The 23,232-nt window shown below is 65.3% G+C and carries 18 protein-coding genes; 10 read left to right on the top strand and 8 right to left on the bottom strand.

All coding sequences use genetic code 11. The features are described 5' to 3' along the window. Positions 1-121: 121 nt before the first annotated feature. A complete protein-coding gene (locus BES08_RS21950) occupies positions 122-1,186 on the bottom strand; it encodes an LLM class flavin-dependent oxidoreductase (RefSeq protein WP_036527072.1) in 1,065 nt (354 codons plus the stop codon). After that, positions 1,186-2,265 (bottom strand): LLM class flavin-dependent oxidoreductase, encoded by a 1,080-nt coding sequence (locus BES08_RS21945; RefSeq protein WP_069709454.1) that lies wholly within the window; start codon positions 2,263-2,265, stop codon positions 1,186-1,188. The genes BES08_RS21950 and BES08_RS21945 overlap by 1 nt, the downstream gene beginning before the upstream one ends. 290 nt (positions 2,266-2,555) lie before the next feature. Here BES08_RS21945 and BES08_RS21940 point away from each other — a divergent pair, with 290 nt between their 5' ends. From BES08_RS21940 to BES08_RS21925, 3 genes are all read left to right on the top strand, one after another. Then, complete coding sequence (locus tag BES08_RS21940) at positions 2,556-3,479, top strand: alpha/beta fold hydrolase (RefSeq protein WP_036527181.1); 924 nt, start codon at positions 2,556-2,558, stop codon at positions 3,477-3,479. 11 nt (positions 3,480-3,490) lie between these two features. Further along, the gene (locus tag BES08_RS21935; RefSeq protein ID WP_036527076.1) at positions 3,491-4,234 is read left to right on the top strand and encodes a maleate cis-trans isomerase family protein; all 744 of its coding nucleotides are present in this window, start codon (positions 3,491-3,493) and stop codon (positions 4,232-4,234) included. Between the two features lie 234 nt (positions 4,235-4,468). Beyond that, positions 4,469-5,914 carry an MFS transporter gene (locus BES08_RS21925; RefSeq protein ID WP_231958323.1) on the top strand — a complete coding sequence of 482 codons (1,446 nt, stop codon included), beginning with the start codon at positions 4,469-4,471 and terminating at the stop codon, positions 5,912-5,914. A gap of 141 nt (positions 5,915-6,055) precedes the next feature. On the opposite strand, the gene BES08_RS21920 is transcribed toward BES08_RS21925, so the two are convergent. Together BES08_RS21920 and BES08_RS21915 are read right to left on the bottom strand one after the other, a co-directional pair. After that, positions 6,056-7,012 (bottom strand): LysR family transcriptional regulator, encoded by a 957-nt coding sequence (locus BES08_RS21920; RefSeq protein ID WP_051586947.1) that lies wholly within the window; start codon positions 7,010-7,012, stop codon positions 6,056-6,058. Positions 7,013-7,117: 105 nt separating this feature from the next. Continuing rightward, positions 7,118-8,143, bottom strand: a complete 1,026-nt coding sequence (locus BES08_RS21915; RefSeq protein ID WP_036527081.1) for an alpha/beta fold hydrolase — start codon at positions 8,141-8,143, stop codon at positions 7,118-7,120. A 207-nt stretch (positions 8,144-8,350) separates the two neighbouring features. Between BES08_RS21915 and BES08_RS21910 the strand changes: the two genes are divergently transcribed. Both BES08_RS21910 and BES08_RS21905 read left to right on the top strand, forming a co-directional pair. After that, complete coding sequence (locus BES08_RS21910; protein WP_036527082.1) at positions 8,351-9,352, top strand: nitrilase-related carbon-nitrogen hydrolase; 1,002 nt, start codon at positions 8,351-8,353, stop codon at positions 9,350-9,352. 97 nt (positions 9,353-9,449) lie between these two features. After that, positions 9,450-10,604, top strand: coding sequence for a hypothetical protein (locus BES08_RS21905; RefSeq protein WP_036527084.1), 1,155 nt, complete (start codon positions 9,450-9,452; stop codon positions 10,602-10,604). Between the two features lie 213 nt (positions 10,605-10,817). Here the strand turns inward: BES08_RS21905 and BES08_RS21900 are convergent, their stop codons facing one another. Continuing rightward, on the bottom strand, positions 10,818-11,795 hold the full coding sequence (locus BES08_RS21900; RefSeq protein ID WP_008831479.1) for a ParB/RepB/Spo0J family partition protein: 978 nt from the start codon (positions 11,793-11,795) through the stop codon (positions 10,818-10,820). Positions 11,796-11,965: 170 nt separating this feature from the next. After that, on the bottom strand, positions 11,966-13,174 hold the full coding sequence (locus BES08_RS21895; RefSeq protein WP_008831478.1) for an AAA family ATPase: 1,209 nt from the start codon (positions 13,172-13,174) through the stop codon (positions 11,966-11,968). Between the two features lie 88 nt (positions 13,175-13,262). On the opposite strand from BES08_RS21895, the gene BES08_RS33745 reads away from it, so the two are divergent. Both BES08_RS33745 and BES08_RS21890 read left to right on the top strand, forming a co-directional pair. Beyond that, positions 13,263-13,475, top strand: a complete 213-nt coding sequence (locus BES08_RS33745; RefSeq protein ID WP_197524495.1) for a hypothetical protein — start codon at positions 13,263-13,265, stop codon at positions 13,473-13,475. A gap of 261 nt (positions 13,476-13,736) precedes the next feature. Further along, the gene (locus BES08_RS21890; protein ID WP_036527087.1) at positions 13,737-15,053 is read left to right on the top strand and encodes a replication protein RepA; all 1,317 of its coding nucleotides are present in this window, start codon (positions 13,737-13,739) and stop codon (positions 15,051-15,053) included. A gap of 42 nt (positions 15,054-15,095) precedes the next feature. Here BES08_RS21890 and BES08_RS21885 read toward each other — a convergent pair whose 3' ends face one another. Next, complete coding sequence (locus BES08_RS21885) at positions 15,096-15,986, bottom strand: LysR family transcriptional regulator (RefSeq protein ID WP_036527089.1); 891 nt, start codon at positions 15,984-15,986, stop codon at positions 15,096-15,098. A 306-nt stretch (positions 15,987-16,292) separates the two neighbouring features. Between BES08_RS21885 and BES08_RS21880 the strand changes: the two genes are divergently transcribed. Genes BES08_RS21880 through BES08_RS21870 form a run of 3 tightly spaced genes read left to right on the top strand, consistent with a single transcriptional unit; the run spans position 16,293 to position 22,141 of the window. Then, positions 16,293-19,496 carry an efflux RND transporter permease subunit gene (locus BES08_RS21880; protein ID WP_036527186.1) on the top strand — a complete coding sequence of 1,068 codons (3,204 nt, stop codon included), beginning with the start codon at positions 16,293-16,295 and terminating at the stop codon, positions 19,494-19,496. Next, positions 19,489-20,694: an efflux RND transporter periplasmic adaptor subunit gene (locus tag BES08_RS21875; RefSeq protein WP_008831474.1), complete on the top strand. Its 1,206-nt coding sequence runs from the start codon at positions 19,489-19,491 to the stop codon at positions 20,692-20,694. The genes BES08_RS21880 and BES08_RS21875 overlap by 8 nt, the downstream gene beginning before the upstream one ends. Positions 20,695-20,719: 25 nt before the next feature. Then, the gene (locus BES08_RS21870) at positions 20,720-22,141 is read left to right on the top strand and encodes an efflux transporter outer membrane subunit (RefSeq protein WP_036527092.1); all 1,422 of its coding nucleotides are present in this window, start codon (positions 20,720-20,722) and stop codon (positions 22,139-22,141) included. 12 nt (positions 22,142-22,153) lie between these two features. On the opposite strand, the gene BES08_RS21865 is transcribed toward BES08_RS21870, so the two are convergent. Further along, entirely contained in the window at positions 22,154-22,696 is a 543-nt protein-coding gene (locus BES08_RS21865) for a hypothetical protein (RefSeq protein ID WP_036527188.1), read from the bottom strand. Positions 22,697-23,232 lie beyond the last annotated feature (536 nt).

Genomic DNA, 23,232 nt, shown 5'->3' with positions numbered 1-23,232 from the left:
AACAATTTGTGATTTAATGTTCGCCAGGCGAGTATTATTCAAATCTTATCAGGTATAAATAAAACTTTATCTTGACGAATAGTGATGGGCATGGGCCGGCAGCGCAGCACCGACCCACACCTCAACCCGCTGCGGCAATGCGCTTGCGCAGGACCGGAACCAGCCCCTCGCCGAATAAGCGCACGTCCTCGATCGTGTAGAAGCCGTTGAGCAGGAACCGGTTGACGCCGATGGCGTGATACTGCTCCAGCGCCGCCGCGACCTGGTCCGGCGTGCCGACCAGCGCGGTTGCATGGAGCCGTCCCTCGGTGGCGCGGGTCATGCCGGTCCACAGGCGTTCGTCCAGCCGATCACCCATCGCCGCCTGCCGCTTGAGCGCCAGAGTGCCGGGATCGCTTTCGCCCTTGTCGCGGCCGATCTGCTTGCCGCTGGCGAGATGGTCCATCACGGTGCCGAGCAGGCGCTCCGCCTTCTCCCACGCCGCATCCTCGGTATCGGCGACGATGACCCGCATCGACATCGACACGTCGGGATCGCGCCCGTGCAGCGCCGCTTCCTGCTTGAAGCGTGCGATCGTCGCCCGGGTATCGGCAAGCGTCGCGGGGCCGATCGCATAGACGTCGCAGACTTGCGCGCCCATCTGCACCGCCGCGTCGGAGTTCCCTGCCCAGAACACCGGGATCTGCTCCTGCACCGGCTTCACCAGCGCGAAGGCGCCGTTGAAGCGATACCACTCGCCCGCGTGATCGAAGGGAACCTCGCTCGACCACATGCGGCGCAGGATCTCCACGTATTCGCGGCTGCGGTGGTAGCGTTGCTCCTTGGTCAGGTAGTCGCCGTCCGCCTGAGTCTCGACGTCGCTGGCGCCGGTGATGATGTGGACGCCCGCCCGACCCCCACTCGCCCGGTCGAGCGTCGCGAACATGCGCGCGGCCATGGTCGGCGCGATGAAGCCGGGGCGATGCGCGACCATGAATTTCAGCGTCTTCGTCACCGCCGCGATGTGCGCGGCGGTCGAGAGCGGATCGGGCCACGTGGCCGTCTGCCCGACGAGGACACGGTCGAAACCTGCCTCCTCGTGCGCGACGGCATAATCGCGCAGAAACTGCGGGTCATAGACCCCGCGCACCGGATGGGCCTCGGACGAATCCGCGAAGAAGTGGAGGCCGACGACTTCGAAGGCCATCACCGCACCTCCATTGCGGCTTCCCGCTCGGTGACCTTGCGGCGCAGGGCGGGAATGATGTCGCGACCGATGATCTCGGCGTCGCCGATCGGATCGTAGCCGCGCAGGATGAACTTGTGCACGCCCGCGTCCCAGTAATCCATGATCGCGTCGACGAGCTGGTCAGGATCGCCGACAAGGGTGCCGCTGTTGCTGTGCGCGCCGCGGATCTCGTTGATGCCGTTCCAGAAGCACTTCTCCAGCCGCTCGCCCTTGCCGGCGAGTTCGGCCGTGCGCGCGAAACCGGCGGCGCTGGTGGCGACCTTGTTCTTCTCCGCCTTGCTTTCGAGCGCGGCGATGCGGCTCTTGAGGTCCGCCGCCTGCGCCCACCCCTTGTCTTCACTTTCCCCCACGACGAGGCGCAGCGAGACGAGGAAGTCGGGCTTGCGGCCCAGCGGCTGCGCGGCGGCGGTGACTTTCTGCACCACCTCGGTCATGCCCGCCACGGTATCGCTGAGCGTCGCGAAGACGTCGGCGCAGGCCGCGCCGGTGGCGATCGCCATCGGCGACATGCCACCGAAGAACACCGGAATCGTGCCGTTCAGCGGCTTGATCTCGGCATAGCCGCCGTTGAAGCGATACCACTTGCCGTCGTGGTCCACCGGGGTCTCGCTCGCCCAGATGCGGCGCAGGATGTCGATGTATTCGAGGCTGCGGTCGTAGCGTTCCTCCTTGGTGTGGAAGTCCCCGTCGCACTGCATCTCGATGTCGCTGGCACCGGTGATGACGTGGACGCCCAGCCGCCCGCCGAGCAGCCGGTCGAGCGTCGCCAGCATCCGCGCCGCCATGGTCGGCGCGATGAAGCCGGGGCGATGGGCCAGCATGACGCCCAGACGTTCGGTGACGGCGCCGACATAGGCGGCGGTGGTGAAGTTGTCCGGCATCGTCGCGGCATTGGCGATCAGCACGCGGTCGTAGCCCGCCGCCTCCTGCACTTTGGCCAGCTTCACGATGGCGTCGATGTCGTAGTGCGACACCGGCACCGGCGACAGTTCGGAGGCCATGTTGTGATTGATGAGACCGTTGATTTCTATCGGCATGCGCGTTCCCCTGGAATCTGCGCAAAGCCTATGTGCGCCTCCATGCATGGCCTCAGCAGCCGGGCGCATATCTCCGCATGACGGTTAGAATCCCCGCAATCAGCGCGTTTGCGGCGCAGAACGCATAGGGTGATGCGGCGGACTCATGCCCCCTGCAGAAGCAATCTTGCAGCGATCAACTCCACAGAGCGGACATGCCTTCCTCGGACGGTTGTGTCCTGCACGCCAAGCGCATTGCATGCCCGCATGATCGAGGTCATTCCGATCTCTGACCTACCGGAACGATGCGCATGTCGACCTCCCTTTCCCGCCGTACCCTTCTTGCAAGCGCCCTGCTCGGCGCCACCGCCGCCTGTGCGGGCGGTGCATCGCGCAGCGTCGTCGCGGCACCAATGCCGGAACGCCGCACTTTCGACCTTGCCGGTCCGGGCGGACGCACCATCTCGATCAGCGAGTGGGCGGGCATCAGCGGCAAGCGCGGGACGATCCTGTTCTCGCACGGCGCCCTGTCCGCGCCGTGGTTCTACGACCGCATCCTCCAGCCGCTGCTGGCATCGGGTTACCGGGTGCTCGCGCCGCTCCACGTCGACTCCGCGCAGCACCCGCACACGGCCGAGTACAAGGGCCTTGCCAGCTGGCGCTGCCGCATCGAGGACATGCGCACCCTCATCGCGCATATCGGCGACACGCCGTTCATCGCCATGGGCCACAGCTACGGCGGCCTGATCGCCACCGTTCTCGGCAGCGCGGCGGGCGTCATACCCGAAGGGATGGAAGGCCCGCTCATGCCGCGGCTCGCGACGAGCGTGGTGGCGTTCTCGCCTCCGCCGACGATCCCGGTGATGATGACGGCGGAAGGGTACGGCGCCCTCGCCGTGCCCGCGCTGATCCAGACCGGCACCATCGACCTGCTCCCCGGCATGACGCCGAGCGATGCGGAAGGATGGCGCGCACACCTCGCCGCGTTCGACGCCGCCAAGCCGGGCGGGCACCGCTACGGCCTCGTGCTGGAGGGCGTGAACCACTACTTCGGCGGCGCGATCTGCGATTTCAGCCAGCCCGGTCCGATGCAGCTTGACGGGCTCAGCCACGCGAATGCGGTGGCGAGCTTGTTCCTCGACGCCTTCGCGAACGGCAAGGCGAACGCCAAAGCCCTCGCGAGGCTCGACGCCGGGGTGACGGACGCCCTCCCCATCCGCCTGATGCGGCGCTGAGGCCAGCGCTCGTGACCGACGTTCTGGGCTGGCGCAAGCTGCTGGGGGTGATCGCTCCCTCGACCAATACGGTCGTGCAACCCGACATGGAGCGTATGCGCCCGCCCGGCGTCACCAACCATCTCTCACGCATACACGTCGAGGACCCGGTGGCGCTCTCGAACGAGGACTTCATCGCCGGCACCACCGCCATTGCCGAGAACACGCTGGACGCCGTGCGCTCGGTGATGACCTGCCGCCCGGACTATCTGGTGCTCGGCATGTCGGCGGTGACCTTCTACGGAGGCGTGGACGGCTCTCGCCGCTTCAAGGCCCGGATCGAGGCGGAAGCCGGGGTGGGCGCGACCACCGGGTCGGAGGCCGTCGCCGCCGCCCTGACCGCCGTGGGCGCGAAGGCGGTCAGCTTCGTCTCGCCCTACTACCCGGTGGCGAACGCCGAGGTCCGCCGTTTCCTTGAAGAATCCGGCTTTGCCGTCAGGCGAGACCGGGCGCTGCAATGCCGCCGCTGGACCGACATCGCCAAAGTCACGCCCGAAACGCTGCGCGAAGTCATCGCGCAGCTCGACGGAGACGACGTCGATGCCATCGTGCAGGTGGGCACCAACCTCTCCATGGTCGATCTCGCCGCCGAGTACGAAGGCACTCTCGGCAAGCCGGTCATCGCCATCAATACCGCGACCTACTGGCACGCCCTGCGCGCTTGTGGGGTTTCGGACAGGCTGCGGGGACTGGGTCGCCTGTTAAGCGAATTCTAGAACGAGAACACGTTGTCATCCCCGCGCAGGCGGGGACCCATCTGGTGCGCTTCCCCGTTGAGCAATGGGATGGGTCGGGAGATGGGTTCCCGCCTGCGCGGGAATGACAACGAGAGGGGCAGGTGATCAAGCCCATCGCGGCAAATCCACCCTGCGGCCATATCACCAAACGGCATTAGGCCATCGCCCCGGGCCCCCGTGTTCTGCGTCTCAAGCACGAGTACGGAGAACCGCGTGGCAACAGGATCAGGTAGGGCGGCCCATGCAGGCGCCGCAAGTTCCAGGGCATGGTCGATCAGGATAGGGTCGCTGCTGATCCCCCTCGCCCATGCGGCGGGACAGAACGTCGTGACCGTCCTCGGCCTGCGGTTCATGACGGACAGTCTGGCGATCTCCGCCGGGACCGCGGGGCTCATCTTCGCGCTGGTGAAAATCTACGACGGCTTCCTCGACCCCACCGTCGGCGCGTGGAGCGATCGCTTCCAGTCGAAGTGGGGCCGCCGCCTGCCATTCCTTTTCGCGGGCGGACTGGCGATGCCGCTGGGCGTCGTCATGCTGTTCGGCGCACCCGACGTGGGATCGGTGCTGCTGACCGAGGCTTTCGTGACGCTGGCGCTAATCATCCATGCATCCGGCTATACGCTGATGACGATCCCCGGCTTCGCCATGGTCGTCGAAAGCTCCACCGACCCCGACGAGCGCGCCCGGCTCATGGCATGGCGCACTTACGGCAACGCGGTCGGCACCCTGCTCGGATCGACGCTGCCGACGTGGCTGCTGGGCATGATCGGGCCGGGCCGCCAGAGCCACCTCATCCTCGCGGTCCTGGTCGGCGCGATCGTCTTCGTCGCGACCACCGCCGCCGTGCGCCTGCTGCGCAACGCCCCCCGCACGGCGCCGAGTGCCGAGGCCGCCCGCAAGCCGCGCGGCCGCTTCGAACTGTGGCGGCAACTGGTGGTGGTCTGGGCCAACAAGCCGTTCCAGATCCTCGCCATCGCGCATGTCTTCCTGCTGTTCGGCACCGTGATCGGATCGGCCACGCTCGCCTACTTCACCCGCGTCGTGCTGAAAGTCGGCGATGCCACGCTGGGCACCTATTTCATGCTTTCGACGGTCGCGATGGTGCTGTCGATGCCGGCCTGGGTGTTCGGGTCGCGCCATCTCGGGCGCAAGGCGTGCTACATGATCGCCCTCGCCGTCTATGGCGCCAACCATCTGACCTGGCTGCTTGCCGGGCCGGGCGAGAGCACCCTCGGCATCGGCGCCCGTGCCCTCGTCGGCGGCTTCGCGGGCGGCGGCATGATCCTGTGCGCCTATGCCCTGCTCTCCGATGCCGTGCGCTACGATTTCGTCCGCAGCGGCGAGCGTCGGGAGGGCGCCTTCGCGGGCATCACCACGCTGCTGGACAAGCTGTCGTCCGCCGCCTCGCTGGCTGCGCTGGGCGCATTCCTCTCGGCGATGGGCTACGTGTCCTCGGCCAGCGGTGCCTCGGGCACGCAGGGTGCCGACGCGGAATGGGCGATCATGATGTGCGAATCCGTGATCCCGGCGCTGGCGATGGCCGGTGCCTTCATCACGATGTGCTTCTACCGCCTCGACGCCGGGGAACTGGCGCTGGCGGAAACGACGGCAGCACCCGCGCTTGACCCTGCGGTCGATCCCACGGGCGAGCCGACCTGAAGGAAACGGCAGCCCCGGCGGTTAAAGCCGGGGCTTTTCCCTACTCCAACCTCGTCATTGCGAGCGAAGCGAAGCAACCCAGGGCGGCGTAGTGCTGCCCTGGGTTGCTTCGCTTCGCTCGCAATGACGAAGTGCCTTCGATCAATTCGCGTGAGGACGCTTTTCCACCAGAACCGCAACCGGAACATGCGGGATCGCCCGGCTTTCCTCCACGTCCGGCCGCCCGACATGGGCGCGCAGTTTCTCCGCGAAGAGTTCCGCCGAACGCTTGATCTCGGCATCCGCCCGGAACAGCAGTCCCGCGCGCAGAGGGCGCGGCATCCGCTCGACATTCAGCGCGACCGCGCCGGTGCCCTCCATCAGCGCATCGGGCAACATGCCCAGCATGCCTTCCTCCAGCACCAGCGACTTCATGAACGAAACCGAGCTGGTCCTGACCCCGGCGGCCGGCATCCCGGCGTTGCCGACCGCGAAGTAGTTGCGGGTGGCTGCCAGCCAGTGCTTCTGGTCCAGCATCGCCCATGCCCAGCGCGTCAGCTCGGCGGGCGTGATACCGCTACGATGCGCAAGCGGGTGCCCGGGCGCGGCGTAGATCGAGCAGGACGAACTGCGGATCCGCTCATAGGCCAGCTTCTCCTGCATCGTCGTGGCCGGGACGGTGGTGAAGACGAGATCGACCTTGCGGTCCATCAGAGCGGGAACGGTCTCGTCAACATGCCCCTCGACGATCCGCAGCGATACGTCGGGATGCTCGCGCGTGAATTCCGCCACGACGGCGCGCAGACCCATCTGTGCCTGCAAGGGGCAGATCGCGGCCACCAGTTCCTCGCCCAGCCCGCGCTTGGCAAGGGCGATGCGCTGCTGCGCCCGCTCCTGCTCGTTGACCATGAGCCGGGCATGCTCGAGCAGAGCCGTGCCCGCCGCCGTCAGCTCGACCCCGCTGGAACGGCGGTCGAACAGCCGCGCATCGATCTCGTCCTCAAGGGTCTTGATGCTGCGGGTAAGCGCGGGCTGCGTCAGGAAGACGCGCTCTGCCGCCCGGGAAAAATTGCCCAGCTCCGCAACCGCAATGAAGTGCCGCAACTGACGAAGATCCATGATCCCACCTCAAGCCCTATGACGGAAAGAGGAAGGGGAACCCGGAGCCGCCCCCGGGTCCAGAATTTAACGCTTCCTCCCCGCTCTGCGGACAATCCCCCGCCCTTATTTCCCTGCGGCGGGTGCCGCCGGAAGTGCGTCGATCCATGCCTTGAGGTCGCGCCCGGTCTGCTCGGGCAGTTCGATCATCGGGTAATGGCCGACGTCGGGATAGTGGATGATCTTCATCGGCGCATTGGCGAACATGACCCGCGCATCGTCGGCCCGGTCCTTGGGGATGACGATGTCTCGGTCGCCCCACTGCAGCAGCACCGGCACCTTCACCGCCACCGCCGCATCGCCCGCACCGGACTTCCACACCGCCTTGGTGTTCGCCTCGTAATAGGTCTTCACCCGCGCGAAACCGCCGGGGATGTTGTTGGTCATGTAGTACCAATGGACCGTCTCGGGCTTCAGCCGCTCCGGACGCCCGTAGAGTTCGGCCAGCGAATGGCGGTAGAAGAACTCCGGCATGTAGTTGGGCACGAGGTTCGTGTGCACCCACAGGACCGATGAAACGAGAGCCGAAGTCTCGGTCGGAGGCGGCGCCTTGAGCGGCAGGGTGGATACCGCCAGCGCGCGGACCTGCTCGGGATGGCGCGCGGTGTACATCGTCGCGATCGTCGCCCCGCTGGAACTGGCGACGATGACGAACTTGCCAAGGCCCTTCTGCTTCACGAAACGCTCGATCAGTTCCACGACGCTCGGCATCCCCTGCGAGGGACGCGGATCGACGGAGAGACCATAGGGCGGCCAGTCGAAGCGGATGACGCGGTAGGAGCCCTTGAGCTGGTCGGCCCAGCCGTCCCATATCCGCAGGTTCGACATGGAACTGTGCAGCATCAGGATGACCGGCCCCTGCCCTTCGTCGCGGACATGCAGCTTGACGTCGCCGACCATCTCGAACTTCGACGGCCCGGTCGCCTGCTCGGCCGCGACAGCCTCATAGCTGGGGTTCCACCAGCCAAGCCGCATAGTGCCCAGCGTACCCGCCGCGACGAGCGCCACTGCCGCCACCACGCCGCCGACGATCCTGCCCACCCTGGGGCTGCCCTTTGCGGAACTGCTTTCGGCCCGATCCCTGACGCTCATCCATGATCCCCTGTGCTGAAACGCCGATGATGACGGGGAGCGCGGCGCGGCTCCAATCAGTAGATTGCAATGAGCCATACCCGCACCGCATGGCGCCACACTTCGCGAGCCAATGTCTCCGGCAGGTGGGCAAACGGCGCCTGACCCAAGAATGAGCGGCGAAAAATCGCGCTATCGAACGCTCCAAACCGACAGAGGGAGACCAAGATGCGCCACGCCCCGCCCCCGCCTTATGTCCTCGCCACGTGCGCCTCGGCGCCGCAGTGCGTGTTCGCGAATGGCGCCGTGGACCGCGCCGCGATCGACCACAACATCGCGCAGACCATCGCCTTGGCCGAGCGGGCGGTCGGTGATCACGGGGCACGGCTGGTCGTGTTCCCGCAGTTCGGCCTGACCGGCTATGCCATGGTTTCCCCCGAGGCCTGGCACGACGCCGCCTTCGCGCTCCCCGGCCCGGAGATCGAGCGCATCGCCGAAGCCTCCCGCCGCACCGGCGCATGGATCGCCGTCCAGGTGCCCGAGCGCCACGACGCCTTTCCGGGTCGCCACTTCCTTTCCTGCGTCATCGTCGGTCCTGACGACGGCATCGCCCTCGTCCACCGCAAGGGCTATTCGCTCTCGCTGCGCACCAGCCCGATCGATGTGTACGAGCGGTTCGTGGAAGTCTTCGGCAAGGAGGCGTTCCACCCCGTGATCGACACGCCGATCGGCCGTCTCGGCGCGGTGATCGGTGCCGAACTCCATTGGCCGGAAGTGTGCCGCTCACTGGCACTCAACGGCACCCAAGTGGTACTTAACCCCATAGCAGCCGCCCCGCACCTCGACTATCTGCAGCGAGCAGGCGCGCTTCAGGTCCGGCCTGTGCGGGCCTTCGAGAACATGGTGTACCTCGCCGCCGCCAACATCGCCGGACCGGAAGGCGCACCGCGCTCGACGATCTTCGACTACAAGGGCGCCTCGATCGCAAATCCCGCGCCCGATGCGCCGGACATCACGCTCGCAACGATCGACATCCCGGCGCTTGAAGCATGGCGGCGTGAGCCATCCGCCAATTTCCTCGCCCAGATCCAGGCCGACACCACGGTTCAGCCTGATCCGAGCCATCACTGGCCTCGTAACGCATGGCCGGCGCATGCCCCCTCCGGCTTCGAAGATCTGATCGCGACGGAGGCGGCGGCATGGGACAAATTCAACGCCCAATGGGGATAGGCAACGGCTTGTTCGACCGATTGCATAGTCAACACGATTTAGATATACATATGACTGTGAAACATCCGATAAACAGCGAAGTATCGGCCAACTGATCATGAGTTTGAGGCCAGACAACGACCGGTTCAAGGCCCGCGATGCCGACGCCGTCATGACGTTTGGGCAACTGTGCGGGGCCCTGTCCTACTGCTCCGAGGCCACCCTTCGCGTCTTTGCGGGACAGGCCTTGCGCCATGCCCTGATCTCGGCGCTTCGCCAGGAAGGACACGCCTTCACCGACATGCGCTTTCATGCCTGGTTCGCGGGCTTGACCACCTTGTCCGACGAAAGCCCCAGACATGCCCGCGACCCGCGATCTGTGTGCAGCGCGATCCTGACCGAACTTGCCAACTGGGACGATGCCATAGTCAGCCAGCTGGCAGAGCAGCTCAAGACCGCCCTACTGGCCCCGCTGGACAGTTCCGGGCACAACGCGAACGCCGAAGCCCACCGGATCGTCGAGGCCGCGCGCATGCTGGTTCGCGGATTGCCCTCGGCGGATTCCCCGGCCCCGCTTTCCGATCTCGCCGCATTGCACGACGCCCTTGCCTCCAGCATCGACTTTGCACCGTCTGAGCGAACGACCACGCGCCTCGCATTCGCCAATCGCCAGTTCGACGTCGCCATACCCGCTCCTCAAGCCCCCCTCTGGGCCATCGACATGCTCGCCGGGCGGCACTTGTGCGATGGACAGGGCTTGCGCATCGCCTTCCCCATGCCCGGCCTTGCGAGGCTGGAGGCCTTTGGCATGACCGATGGCCTTCGGCGACGGCAATCGGGCGCGCCGGGCCTGCTCGAAGCCGCTGGAAAGATGCTTTCGCAGTTGCGCTCAGCACACGCCCTTGCGAGCTTCGTGCATGCTCCGGTGCCCGGGCGGCGCGGCAGTTCACGGGCGCCGATGCTGATGGAACTGCTCGCCGGATTTGGCCCCTTGCGCTCAAGACAGATAGAAACGATGCTCGGCGCCTCACGCCTTGGCGTTACCGGTATGATCGAAAGTTGGGAGGCCCAAGGCGCGATCGGCCGAACGACGATCTCAGGTTCTCACCTGCTGGAACTGCGCGCGACGCCAAGGGACTTGCAAAGGCCCACCGCACCCGAGCCATCGGCATTCTCGGCCGGTGCTCTCGACGATTATGAGGCATCGCTCGAAGCGATCGATCGACTGCTGGCACGTCGCAACAATCTACCTCCCGTTGACGACGAAGACTGAAACGCCGCAAAATCGGCCTGCTCGGAGCGTATCCACTCCCAATTCAGCCCTGTGACCCGCTTTTGCGACCCTGCCGGAAAGCGCCCTTACAGCCCCGACAGGATCGCCCGACGACCACGGATATATAATTCGCCTCCCTGCGCTCAGAGACGCCCTCAGAGGAAATTCGAGTTTTTCGAGGCCAACACCTTATGATGTTGCCTCGATCGCGCTTCATCCCTCGATCAGCCCTCGGATCGCGCCAAGCAGTTCGTCCGTGGATGCGCCCGAGCGCGGAACGATCTTCAAGGTCAGTCCGCTTCGCGCCGAGCGGGCGTAGCGAAGCATCGGCTTCCCGTTCCCGGCCTTGACCACCAGCTCACCACCGCCGCTTTTCGTCTTGGCCACCGTCGCAGCGATCAGGCGCTTGGCGACTTCGGGGCCGGACAGCTTCACGCCAAGGTCGGTGCGCTCAGCGCACACCCCCCTGCCCTCTTCGACCATAAGCGCCAGCGCGCGCGGATCGCCGGTAAGCGGTTTGATGTCCCTCGCCACGCGCACGGTGATGTCATGGGTATCGGCAAAGACCGCCACGATCTCTTCGGGCAGACGCGCGACGTCGAGAAGACGGCTGAGCCAGGAACGCGAGATCTTCAGGTGCTCGGCCATCTCGCTTTGCGAGCCGTCGTAGAACTCATCCAGTGCCCGCATATACTCGTTGGCGCGCTCCCAGTCGGAAATGTCCTTGCGCGAGCGGTTCTCGATGTCCGAGACGCGGAACGCCTCCTCGTCCGACACGTGCTGGATGGTGACGAGGTATTCGTATTCGGGGTGATGATGCGTGCGCAGCCACTGCACGGTCCACCACCGGCGGACACCCGCGATGATCTCGTAGTCGTAATCAGGGTCGTTCGTCAGCCTGCGGACGATCGCCGGGATGCGCTGCTTCTTCGCCGAGAGGAAGGCGTCGATCAGGTCCCGGCAACTCTCTTCATCGAGATGATCGATGTCGCGATTGTGCAACCGCCAGGGGCGGCACCGAGCCGGGTCCACCCATTCGGTGCGGTCGGTCACGACCTTGCCCGAAGCGAGCCGCGCAAGGGTCTGGCTCCGGCTGGCCATGATGCTTTCGGACGGCGCCGAGGTGTCCAGCTCCGCATCCTCGAGCCCCTCGGTGAGGCTGCTCCCAAACCCGCGATTACCCTTTGCCATAGTCATTTCCCGTCCGCCGCAGCGTATAATCCTACCGCCGGTTGCCACGTGGCAACACCGGTATTCGTGTACATTGTCGCCTTCGATCCAATTGCAGGCAATCACCGGATCGAATTTTACATCACTTTGAATTTATAGTGTTTTGTCGTTCGTTGCCACGTGGCAACAGATCAATCCACCTTCCCGGCGCGGCTTTCCCAGGTGCGCAAAACGTCCTGTTCAATGTCATGGCAGACGTCGTTGAGAAAGCGTACGCACCGATTATGGACCTCATGGGAGGTGACCGGGCGGTCGAGTTCGAAGACCGTCTTCATGCGCGAACTGGCATTGTCGATCTCGGCGCTGACCTTGAGCACCGAGCCGATCATCGAGCCGCCGAACACCTGCCGCATCATCGCCAGGATCTCGCGGTGCATGGACTTGCTGTCGTCCACACGGCTGGCGACGAGGCGGATGAAATTGTAGGCAGGCCTCACCCTGCCCCCCAGCTGCTCCAGCTGCTTCATGGTGGTACGGGCCATGTCGATGAAAGACACGGTCGATGCGAAATCGATCACGCTGGGCGGCGCGGGGATGACCATGGCGTTGGCAGCCTGAAGCACGGCCATCGACACCATGCCCAGTGCCGGCGGCGGATCCATGACCACGATGTCGTAGTCGTCCACGACCTCATCGATCGCCTGGGCAATGATGTCGATGATATCGAAGCTCTGGTTCTGGGCCAGGTAGCCGGCGATCTCGTACTCCAGGTTATAGAGCTTGAGATTGGCGGGGATCAGATCGAGCCCGAAGAAGTGCGTCTTGCGGATGATCGAACGCACGCCGAGCAGTTCGGGATTATGGAAGTGCCCATAGAGCGTGTCGTCCTCTCCGAGATCGACGTCCGGACGATAGCCGAACATCATCGTCGAACTGGCCTGGCTGTCGCAGTCGATGAACAGCACACGGTAGCCGCGGATCGCGAAGTGCTGCGCCATATGCAGGGCGAGGGTGGACTTGCCGACGCCGCCCTTGAAGTTCGACACCGAAAGGATCGCCGGAGTATCGCCCGGCGCGCGCCACGGCCGCGTGCCGAAGACGGCGCGCATGTGATCGAGTTCCTCCAGCGTATATTGTACCCGGTGCCCGGACGCGGTGCGGTCTCGCTCGGGCAGGCGGCCGTCGCGCTCGGCCTCGCGGATCGCCGAGGCCGTCCGCCCGACCAGGGACGCGGCCTTGGAGATCGGGTAGGAGGGACCGACCTTGTGGCCGGTCTCCGGATCGAGCGCGCCGTCGCGGATACGCTTGAGGATGGTGAGAGCCTTGCGGTGAAGCAGGCCAAGGCTATCTTCCAGCAGTTCGTCGCCGCTGATGTCAGAAGGAGCAGGGGTCGTCGCCATAGATACCCGTCTTGTGAGTTTGAAGCCCGACCCTACCCGGGTTGGAAGTTTCGAGCAACGACCGTCCACCAGTGTTACAAAACCACCGATGATCTCCGTGCTTTTTGCCCCGAAAAGAACAAAGGCGGCTATTGCCTCGATTCGCGCGACCGATGATCTCGGTGCCGTTGGCGACCTGCAGACGCAGAATCGCCCTTCAGGGGCAACGCATCCCGGTCGTTTGCGAACGCAGGGGCGAGGTTTTCCCCAAAGACCGATGATGACGGTGCGCAGCGATGATGACGGTGCGTTTGAACGATGATCTCGGAGCGGTTGGGACCGATGATCTCGGAGCGCATACCTATTACAAGAATCCCTAATCAATATCCGATTCGCGAATCGGCTTGATTGAAAAACAGGGAAATTTGGCAGTGGCGCGAGAAAGGCACCGAGATCATCGGTGAGCTTGTAGGTTTCAACCGCCAATTCCTGCCGAAACTGCCAACCTCCTTGCCAATCAGGCCGAAACCTGTTGTCTAAGCGGGACATTACAGGTCCCTGAGTCGGGGCAGAGCAGGGCGACATGAACGGAGATAGCAGCAAGCCGATCGGACACCAGTACGCGCTCGCCATGCTCGATGGCGGCGAGGCGCGGGTGCGTTCACTTGCCCAGGCTGCCGGATCGCAATTGACGATGGATGCGTTTCTGCGCGTCCACGACGAGGAACCGGTTCCGGCGTTCCTCCATTCGGCGCTATGCGCCATGTCGCTGCCGACCAAGCGGCCCAAGGACGAGACCCAGCCCATCCTGCGCGAGGATGGCAAGTATGCGCTGGCCATCAATCCGCGTCCCGTACTGCAGACGGTGGACGGCAAGCCGGTGCTGCGCAGTCTCGGTGTGCCGTATGGCGCCTATCCGCGCGTCGCGCTCATCTATCTGCTATCGCAGGCCGTCTCGAAGCGGTCGCGGGACGTCTATCTCGGGCGCAACTTCACCGAATGGATGCGCAGGCTCGGCTACCAGACCGTGTCCTATGGACCGCGCGGCACGGCGAACCGCATGCGCGAGCAGGTCGATCGCCTGCTCGCCTGCGAATGGCAGATCCGCTGGGACGGCACAGAGGCTGGCGATAATGCTTTCGCGGTGCGCGACGTCAAGATTTCCAACGAATATGCCGGATCGCTCGAGAAGAACGGGGCCTTCGCGCGCGAAATCCGCATGTCGGAAGGGTTCTATTCGCACCTGATCGAGCATGCGGTGCCGCTCAACGAAGTCGCCATCCGCGAACTCAAGGGCACGCCCACGGCGCTCGACCTCTATACGTATCTGGCCTATCGGCTACCGCGTATCGGCGTGGACAAGGGGCAGACAATCTCCTGGGACCAGCTGGCGCGCCACCTCGGCAACGACGCGGACAGCAAGCGTTTCCGCCAGACCGTGCGCGAGACCATGCAACTCGTCTCGGCAGTCTACCCGAACGCCAATATCGACATGTCCGGGCGAAAGGTCGTGCTTTATCCCTCGCCGGCGCCGCTGGAGCGCAAGCTGGTCGGACCGCATCTGCGGCTGCTGGGCGCTCCCGCGGCAAAAGAGGCACCGAGATCATCGGTCCCGGCGAAGGGCAGCGGCAAGCTTCGGCCGGATTCCGGAAACGCCGCGTCCGACGAACCCCTGCTCGACTTCCCGAACGGCAGCATGAGCTTCGGCGCGCGAGAAGCCGCGTTTCGCAAGATCGGCCTCGACAAGGGCCATCCCTGGGCGGTGGACCAGATGGCCGACGCATTCCGCGCCGGCTTCCCCGGGATTTCGCGCAAGCGCAGCGAAACCGAGTGGTTGCGGGTGTGGGACGCCTTCGTCGTCAGCTATGCCAGACGGCGTAGCGCAACCGAGGCCGAATGACCGATGATGTCCGAGCCGTTTGACGGCTGCGGGCACGCCATGTCACTCGCCTGACAGTTCGATCAGGCTGCGGAAGTTGCGCGTCGTCGGAGAGGCGTCGCGCAAATGCAGCATCAAGAGCTGGCTGGAGAACGGCATCTCGATCGACCGGAAGGTCAGCGTATCGACATTGAAGCGGGCAAGCGAACGCGACAGGATCGTGATCCCGAGCCCTGCGGCGGTAAGTCCCACGAGTGTACCGAAGCTGTCGGCCTCCAGCGACACGGTCGGACGGAAACCGAGTTCCTCGCAATGGAGGCCGAGCATCTCGTTGAAGCCGGCGCCGTTCATCGAACTGAAGAGGATCAGCTGTTCGCCTTCGATGTCGGCCAGCGTAAGCGGGCGATCGTACCGGGTGAACGGGTGATCGCGGCGCATCGCCAGCATCATTCCCTCGCACTGGAGCGGAAGCATCTGCATCTGCGGCAGCAGCGTCAGCGGTGAGAAGGCGCGCAGGATACCGATGTCCAGCGTTCTGCGCTCGACGCCGCTGATCTGGTCCTCGCGCGGGAGTTCGTGCAGTTCGACGCTCACTTCCGGAAACTTCGCCCGGAACCGGGCGAGTGCGTCCACCACATAAGGGGTGAACGGCACCGAAGGCGAGAAGCCGAGGCTGAGACGGCCGACCTCTCCGGAATCCGCCAGCCGGGCAATGCGGGCGGCGCGATCGGCCTGCGCCAGCGTCTCGCGCGCGTGCGGCAGGAAATGCAAGCCGGCCCGGGTCAGCTTGACGCTCCTGCTGGTGCGTTCGAACAGGCGCACGCCCAGTTCGTCCTCCAGCGCGCGGACCTGCTGGCTAAGGGGAGGCTGGGAGATTCCCAGGCGCCGGGCTGCGGCGCCGAAGTGCAGTTCCTCGGCCACGCAGATGAAGTAGCGCAGGTGCCTGAGCTCCAAGGGTCATGCTCCGATTGATAGGTTTTGGATATTGATCATGCGTCCATATATATTGGACAGAAAAGATCCAAGCGCGCATCGGCGATCCCGTGAGGGGTTCCTCTCACGATGCGGCCGGCCAACACCGCTCCCGAACAACAAGGCGGGTGACCGATCCGTTTCCTGACCCGGCATCGCCGGCCGGGCTTTCGTCTTGCGCCTCGGGCGCGGCGGGGCAGGGCGGTGCGGCCGGTCTACGACGAGGATGGCGTTGAAGGGGTCGCGAGGCACGGATCGACCGTGTCTTCGCGGCGCATGGAGAAGTCGATGATCGGTATCGTCAAAGTCGCCCTGAACCGCCCGCTGACGTTCATCGTCATGGCCATCCTAATTGCCGTCGGCGGTATCCTCGCGGCGTTCAGAACGCCGGTCGACATCTTTCCAGAGATCAAGGTTCCGGTGATCGCGGTCGCCTGGCAATATGCGGGCCTGCCGCCGCAGGACGTCGGCGATCGCATGATCACCCCTTACGAACGCGTGCTGACCACCACCGTCAACGACATCGAACACGTCGAGAGCCAGTCCTACCAGGGCATCGGCATCGTCAAGATCTACTTCCAGCCGGGCGTCGATATCCGCACCGCGACGGCGCAGGTCACCTCGATCTCGCAGACGATCCTCAAGCAGCTTCCGCCGGGTGCGACGCCGCCGCTGATCCTCAACTATTCCGCTTCCACCGTGCCGATCCTGCAGCTTGCGCTATCGGGCAAGGGGCTGACCGAGCAGCAGCTTTTCGATCTGGGCCAGAACCAGATTCGTCCGCGCCTCGTCACCGTGCCCGGCCTTGCCATGCCGTTCCCGTCCGGCGGCAAGCAGCGTCAGGTCCAGATCGACCTCGATCCGCAAGCGCTGCAGGCGCGCGGGCTTTCAGCGCAGGACGTCGGCAACGCCATTGCCGCACAGAACCAGATCAACCCGGCTGGTTTCGTGAAGATCGGTGCGACCCAGTACAGCGTGCGCCTCAACAACTCGCCGAGCACGATCGACGCGCTCAACGACATCCCGGTCAAGGTCGTCAACGGCGCCACCATCTATATGCGTGACGTCGCCTACGTGCGCGATGGCAGCGCGCAGCAGCAGAACATCGTGCATGTCGATGGCAGCCGCTCGGCGCTGCTGACCGTGCTCAAGAACGGCGCAGCCTCGACGCTGGCCATCGTTAACGGGGTGAAGGAGGCCATGCCTTCCATCCAGCAGACGCTGCCCGACACGCTCAAGGTCCTGATCGTGGGCGACCAGTCGCTGTTCGTGAAGGCGGCGGTCAGTGGCGTCATCCACGAAGGTGCGATCGCCGCCGCGCTGACCTCGCTGATGATCCTCCTGTTCCTCGGCTCCTGGCGCTCGACGGTGATCATCGCACTGTCGATCCCGCTGGCGGTGCTGGCCGCCGTCATGGCGCTGGCGATCTTCGGGCAGACGCTCAACGTGATGACGCTGGGCGGCCTTGCGCTCGCGGTCGGCATCCTCGTCGATGACGCGACGGTGACGATCGAGAACATCAACTGGCACCTCGAGCAGGGCAAGGGCGTCGTGGAATCCATCCTCGACGGCGCGGCGCAGATCGTGACGCCGGCGTTCGTCTCGCTGCTGTGCATCTGCATCGTCTTCGTGCCGATGTTCTTCCTGCCGGGCGTCGCGGGCTATCTTTTCGTGCCGATGGCGCTGTCGGTGGTCTTCGCGATGATCGCCTCGTTCATCCTGTCGCGCACGCTGGTGCCGACCATGGCGATGTACCTGCTCAAGCCGCATGCCCCGCACGGCGAGAACCATCACAACGCCGGAGAGCCAGGCTCGCGCAACGTGTTCGTCCGCTTCCAGCGCGGCTTCGAGGCGCGGTTCGAAAAGGTGAGGGCGGTCTACATCAGCCTGCTGCGCCGGGCGTTGGGATCGAGCAAGGGCTTCATGATCGGCTTCCTTGCGATCGTGCTCGTCTCGTTCGGACTGATGCCATTCCTGGGCAGCAACTTCTTCCCGGCGGTCGATTCCGGGCAGATCGCCATGCACGTGCGGTTGCCCGCAGGCACCCGCATCGAGACTTCGGCCTCGCGGTTCGAGGCGATTACCAGCGAGATCCGCCGGATCATTCCGGCAGAACAGCTTGGCACCGTCACCGACAACATCGGCCTGCCGGTCAGCCCGCTCAACACCATCTATTCGAACAGCGGAACGATCGGTCCGCAGGATGGCGACGTTCTGGTCACTCTCAAGGAAGGCCACCAGCCGACCGAGCAATTCGTCGATCGTCTGCGTGTGGAAATGCCGCGCCGCTTCCCCGGCGCCACGTTCGCCTTCCTGCCCGCCGACATAACCAGCCAGATCCTCAACTTCGGTTCGCCTTCGCCGATCGACATCCAGATCGCGGGCAAGGACCAGGACGCCGCGCGTATCTACGCGCACAAGCTGATGACCAGACTTTCGCGCATTCCCGGGATCGCCGACATGCGGCTACAGCAGCCCGCGCGCTCGCCGCAGCTTGACGTGGAGGTCGATCGGGCACGCATCGGTCAGTACGGACTGAGCGAAAGGGACGTGACGACCAGCCTTGCCAGTTCGCTGGCCGGCACGGCGCAGACCGCCCCTCTGTTCTTCGTGAATCCGGAAAACGGCGTGTCCTATCCGGTCGTGGCGCAGGCGCCGGAGTATCAGGTCGGTTCGATGAACGCGCTGTCGGACATCCCGGTCTCGGGCACTGCCGGAACGCCCACGCAGCCGCTCGGCGCGCTGGCCTCGCTTACCCGGTCGAGCACGACCTCGGTGGTCTCGCACTATAACATCCAGCCCGTGATCGACATCTATGCGACCACGCAGGGCCGTGATCTCGGCAATGTCGCGGCCGCCGTACAGTCGGCCATAGATTCGCTCGAGAAGGAACAGCCCAAGGGTTCCAGCGTCACGATCCGCGGCCAGTACCAGACCATGAACACCGCTTTCTCCGGCCTCGGCTTCGGCTTGCTGGGGGCGATCTTCCTGATCTACCTGCTGATCGTCGTGAACTTCCAGAGCTGGGTCGATCCCTTCGTGATCATCACCGCGCTGCCCGCCGCGCTTGCCGGGATCGTATGGATGCTCTTCGCCACCGGGACCACGCTTTCGGTGCCTGCCCTTACCGGCGCGATCATGTGCATGGGCGTGGCGACCGCGAACTCGATCCTCGTCGTCAGCTTCGCGCGCGAAAAACTCGCCGAACTGGGCGATGCCACCAAGGCGGCGATCGAGGCGGGCCTCGTGCGCTTCCGCCCGGTGCTGATGACCGCGCTTGCGATGATCATCGGCATGGCGCCGATGGCGCTCGGGCTGGGCGAGGGCGGTGAGCAGAACGCCCCGCTCGGCCGCGCGGTGATCGGCGGCCTGATCTGCGCTACGATCGCAACCCTATTCTTCGTCCCTACCGTGTTCAGCTTCGTCCACCGCCGCCGCACCCATGGCGACGAGCAGACCCGTTCGATGGAAATGCAGCCCAGCCATGCTTGAACCCGAGATCACTGAAAACACCGCTTCCGTCCCCGGCCCGTCCAGCGGAACGCTGAAGAAGGTCGGCATCGGCGCCGCCGTCGTCGCGCTGGCCGTCGTCGCCTTCGGCGTCGCGAGCCGGATCAGCGCCACCAACGACCTCGAGGCGGTGGCCGCAGACGCTGCGGTTCCGACCGTCACCGTCGTTTCGCCCGCCACGGCCGAGGGCGGCGACGGGCTCGTCCTGCCGGGCACGATCCAGGCCTACAACAGCGCCGCGATCAACGCGCGGACCAACGGCTACGTCCGCCGCTGGCTGGCCGACATCGGCGATCACGTGAATGCCGGGCAAACGCTCGCCATCCTTGACGCGCCCGAGATCGACCAGCAGCTGGCACAGGCCAAGGCGGACTACCAGACGGCGCTCGCCAACCAGCGCCTTGCCGCGACGACATCGAAGCGCTGGCAGTCGATGCTGGCGCAGGATGCCGTCTCACAGCAGGAAGCGGACGAGAAGGCGGGCGACCTCGCGGCCAAGACCGCGCTGGCGAATGCCGCGCTGGCCAGCGTGCGCGAACTCAATGCCAAGCGCGGTTTCACCCAGCTTTCCGCGCCGTTCAGCGGTGTCGTCACCAGTCGCTCGGCCCAGATCGGCGCGCTGGTGGTGTCGGGCAATGCTGCCTCGCAGCCGCTCTTCACCGTCTCCGACGTACACCGCATGCGCATCTACGTGCGTGTGCCGCAGGTCTACTCTTCGCAGATCCATGCGGGGATGAAGGCCAGCCTCGATCTGCCCGAATTCGCAGGCCGCGATTTCGAGGCGTCGCTGACCCGCTCGGCCAATTCGGTCGATGCCCAGTCGGGCGCCATGCTGGTCGAACTGCAGGCGGACAATTCCGACGGCGCGCTCAAGCCCGGTGCCTTCGCCCATGTGCGCTTCGCCATCGACGGAGTTGGCGGTGGTTTGCGCCTTCCCGGCAGCGCGATCATGGCGGCGGAGGACGGCCCGAGCGTCGCGATCGTCGGCAAGGACGGGACGGTCACGCTGCGCCGCGTCACCATCGCCCGGGACGAGGGCAAGACCGTGCTGGTCTCGGTAGGCCTGAAGCCCGGCGACAAGGTTATCGATTCCCCGCCGGACTCCATCCGCACCGGTGACCGCGTCCGCGTCGCCGCGCCGGACGGGAAGGGCGCCAAGGAGGCCGGCGGCAATGGCTGACCCCATGGTTGACAGGGGCAGGGGCATGCTCGCCCGGACGCTGGGCCTGTCGGTCGCTCTCGCGCTGGGCGCCTGCTCGATGGCACCGGACTACCAACCGCCGCAGACCGCGGCGCCCGCGCAGTTCAAGGAAATGCCCGGCTGGGCCGCCGCGACTCCGCGCGATGCAGAGGGCAGGGGGCCTTGGTGGGACGTTTACGCCGATCCCACGCTGGCCGATCTCGAGGCACGCGCGGCCAAGGCCAGTCCGACCCTTGCGGCAGCCCTTGCGCGGTACGACGCCGCGCGCGCTGCGGCGCGGGTGGAGCAGTCCGATCTGTTCCCGCAAGCGGGCGTGAGCGGGCAGGCTTCGCGCGAGCGGCTGTCGGCGAACCGGCCGCTCAGCACCGGAAGCTCCCGCAAGTATAATGACTATACCGTGGGCGGGTCGATCGATTACGAGCTGGACCTGTGGGGCCGCATTCGCAACCAGGTGAAGGCGGCCACGGCGGAATCGGATGCGAGCGCCGCCGATCTCGCTTCCGCGCGCCTCAGTCTGCAGGCTGCGGTTGCGGACGCCTATTTCCGGCTGCGCGGGCTCGATGCGCAGGCGCAAGTGCTCGACCGTTCGGTCGAGGCTTTCGCCCGGGCTTATGACCTGACCGACAAGCGGCACACCGGCGGCGTCGCCTCCGGGATCGACGTCAATCGCGCCCGCACCGTCCTCGGCAATGCGCGCGCGCAAGTGGCGACGATCGCCAACCAGCGCGCCGCCACCGAGCACGAGATCGCCGCGCTCGTCGGCGAAGTGGCGTCCGGCTTCGATCTGCCGGTGGCGGTCGGCGATTTCACGCCGCCCGCGCCTCCGGCGGCGACGCCGTCCGATCTGCTGCAGCGCCGCCCGGACATCGCAGCTGCGGAGCGGCGGGTCTTCGCCGCCAATGCCCGCATCGGCGTGGCCAAGGCGGCGTTCTTCCCCTCACTGACGCTGGGCGCGGCGGGGGGATGGGAAACCACCAATGGCCAGTTGCTGACGACGCCGAACACGTTCTGGTCGCTCGGTCCGCTCACCAGCCTGCTGACGATCTTCGACGGCGGCCGCCGCTCGGCGCAGGTCAAGATCTCGCGCGCGGACTACGAGGAGACGGCAGCGGACTACCGCGAAACGGTGCTGACCGCCTTCCGCCAGGTCGAGGATGCGATCGCGGCGATGCATCACCTTTCCTCCGCCGCCGTCGCGCAGAAGGAGGCGGCCGACGCCGCGCAGCGCACGCGGGACATTGCCATGTCCCGCTACCGCGACGGTGCGGCCGGTTACCTCGACGTGGTGACGGCACAGACCGACGCTCTCGATGCTCAGCGCGCCTACATCTCAGTTCAGACGCAGCGGATGCAGGCGAGTGTAGCCTTCGTGAAGGCGCTTGGCGGCGGCTTGACGGAGTTTGGCGGCGCCATGTCGGGCGATTGAGCCAATATTAGGTCAGTTGAGCCGGAGTTCGCCCTGACGCGTTTCGCTTCGGCCCGGCGGGGCGGGCTGGTGCATGGCGGCCGATCGCCCCATCAGGCACCGGGCTCCGCCGACCAGCGTATAGACCGCATGCCGCCCGGCTCCGCGGTTCTGGTGATCGACGCGGAAGCCCTGGTAATGGCGCCGGACCAGTCCGGCCTGCACCAGTTCCGATACCGCGCGGCTCAAATTGGTCTTGCCCGATTTGCGGATACGCTCGTGCACTTCGGCGGCGATCACCGCTTGCGCTGCGGCCGGTTCAGCCGGGGCTCTGCCGGATGAGAGCAGATCAAGGCGCACTTTTTCAGCCAGCATCAGTCGCTTAGGATCGCGCGCACCCATCGGAGCGAGGGCGTCGCAAAGCCAGTCGCGCAGCAGGGTAGTGCGGCCCTCGCGCAGGATGAACGGCCCGGCGCTGCCATCGGGCCGCGCGATTTCCGCGATAAGGCTCAGCACCATGAAGGCATAGCGCGGCCGCGAACTTGTCTGTGCCACGCGGTCCAGCAGGTCCGCCATGTCGCTGGCCTGCCCGCGATGCGGGGAGAGGGGCGTGTGAAAGAACATAGCGAGGCAAAATAGAGCACATAAACGGAATCGTGAGAATCCCCTTTCCGGGCCGCGCTTCGCTTTGTCAGCAATGACACTTTGCCGCCGGTAAAGTGTCACGGGTGAAGGTTTCCCATGAGCCGCTGATTCGACCATCACTGCGGACCTCTCAAGCCAATCCGCGCAGCGCCGTCATTTTGCGACATTTGATAGAATTGGTAAGACCGAATGCAATATTGCGCTCGGTCTTGGGCGCCTCAGCCAAGTGCATGTGCCGCGAACTTCGGCTGATTCCTGAGGAAAAGTGTCATTTCCGGCACTTACCTCATGTCTGATGGCGCGCGCTTCGACAAATCGCCACGGCGAATGGCAACAGGAGCATCATCGCCGGGAAGATGTTGGCTACCACTGCTTCATTCCAGGCCGCCCCCCTCGTATGGTCCGCAAGCCGATCACGGGACGAAAGTCTTGCAATTGGCCGGACAGGTTTCGCTTCGAGGAGACCT

It is taken from the genome of Novosphingobium resinovorum (assembly GCF_001742225.1).
Taxonomy (GTDB): Bacteria; Pseudomonadota; Alphaproteobacteria; order Sphingomonadales; family Sphingomonadaceae; genus Novosphingobium; species Novosphingobium resinovorum_A.
The sequence above is the reverse complement of the archived record's forward strand: the minus strand, read 5'-3'. Positions and strand labels throughout refer to the sequence as shown.

Excerpts from the sequence above, each read along its gene's own strand:
- BES08_RS21950 (WP_036527072.1), bottom strand. The coding sequence starts at position 1,186 with ATGGCCTTCGAAGTCGTCGGCCTCCACTTCTTCGCGGATTCGTCCGAG.
- BES08_RS21945 (WP_069709454.1), bottom strand. The coding sequence starts at position 2,265 with ATGCCGATAGAAATCAACGGTCTCATCAATCACAACATGGCCTCCGAA.
- BES08_RS21940 (WP_036527181.1), top strand. The coding sequence starts at position 2,556 with ATGTCGACCTCCCTTTCCCGCCGTACCCTTCTTGCAAGCGCCCTGCTC.
- BES08_RS21920 (WP_051586947.1), bottom strand. The coding sequence starts at position 7,012 with ATGGATCTTCGTCAGTTGCGGCACTTCATTGCGGTTGCGGAGCTGGGC.
- BES08_RS21915 (WP_036527081.1), bottom strand. The coding sequence starts at position 8,143 with ATGAGCGTCAGGGATCGGGCCGAAAGCAGTTCCGCAAAGGGCAGCCCC.
- BES08_RS21910 (WP_036527082.1), top strand. The coding sequence starts at position 8,351 with ATGCGCCACGCCCCGCCCCCGCCTTATGTCCTCGCCACGTGCGCCTCG.
- BES08_RS21905 (WP_036527084.1), top strand. The coding sequence starts at position 9,450 with ATGAGTTTGAGGCCAGACAACGACCGGTTCAAGGCCCGCGATGCCGAC.
- BES08_RS21900 (WP_008831479.1), bottom strand. The coding sequence starts at position 11,795 with ATGGCAAAGGGTAATCGCGGGTTTGGGAGCAGCCTCACCGAGGGGCTC.
- BES08_RS21895 (WP_008831478.1), bottom strand. The coding sequence starts at position 13,174 with ATGGCGACGACCCCTGCTCCTTCTGACATCAGCGGCGACGAACTGCTG.
- BES08_RS33745 (WP_197524495.1), top strand. The coding sequence starts at position 13,263 with ATGATCTCCGTGCTTTTTGCCCCGAAAAGAACAAAGGCGGCTATTGCC.
- BES08_RS21890 (WP_036527087.1), top strand. The coding sequence starts at position 13,737 with ATGAACGGAGATAGCAGCAAGCCGATCGGACACCAGTACGCGCTCGCC.
- BES08_RS21880 (WP_036527186.1), top strand. The coding sequence starts at position 16,293 with ATGATCGGTATCGTCAAAGTCGCCCTGAACCGCCCGCTGACGTTCATC.
- BES08_RS21875 (WP_008831474.1), top strand. The coding sequence starts at position 19,489 with ATGCTTGAACCCGAGATCACTGAAAACACCGCTTCCGTCCCCGGCCCG.
- BES08_RS21870 (WP_036527092.1), top strand. The coding sequence starts at position 20,720 with ATGCTCGCCCGGACGCTGGGCCTGTCGGTCGCTCTCGCGCTGGGCGCC.
- BES08_RS21865 (WP_036527188.1), bottom strand. The coding sequence starts at position 22,696 with ATGGCGGACCTGCTGGACCGCGTGGCACAGACAAGTTCGCGGCCGCGC.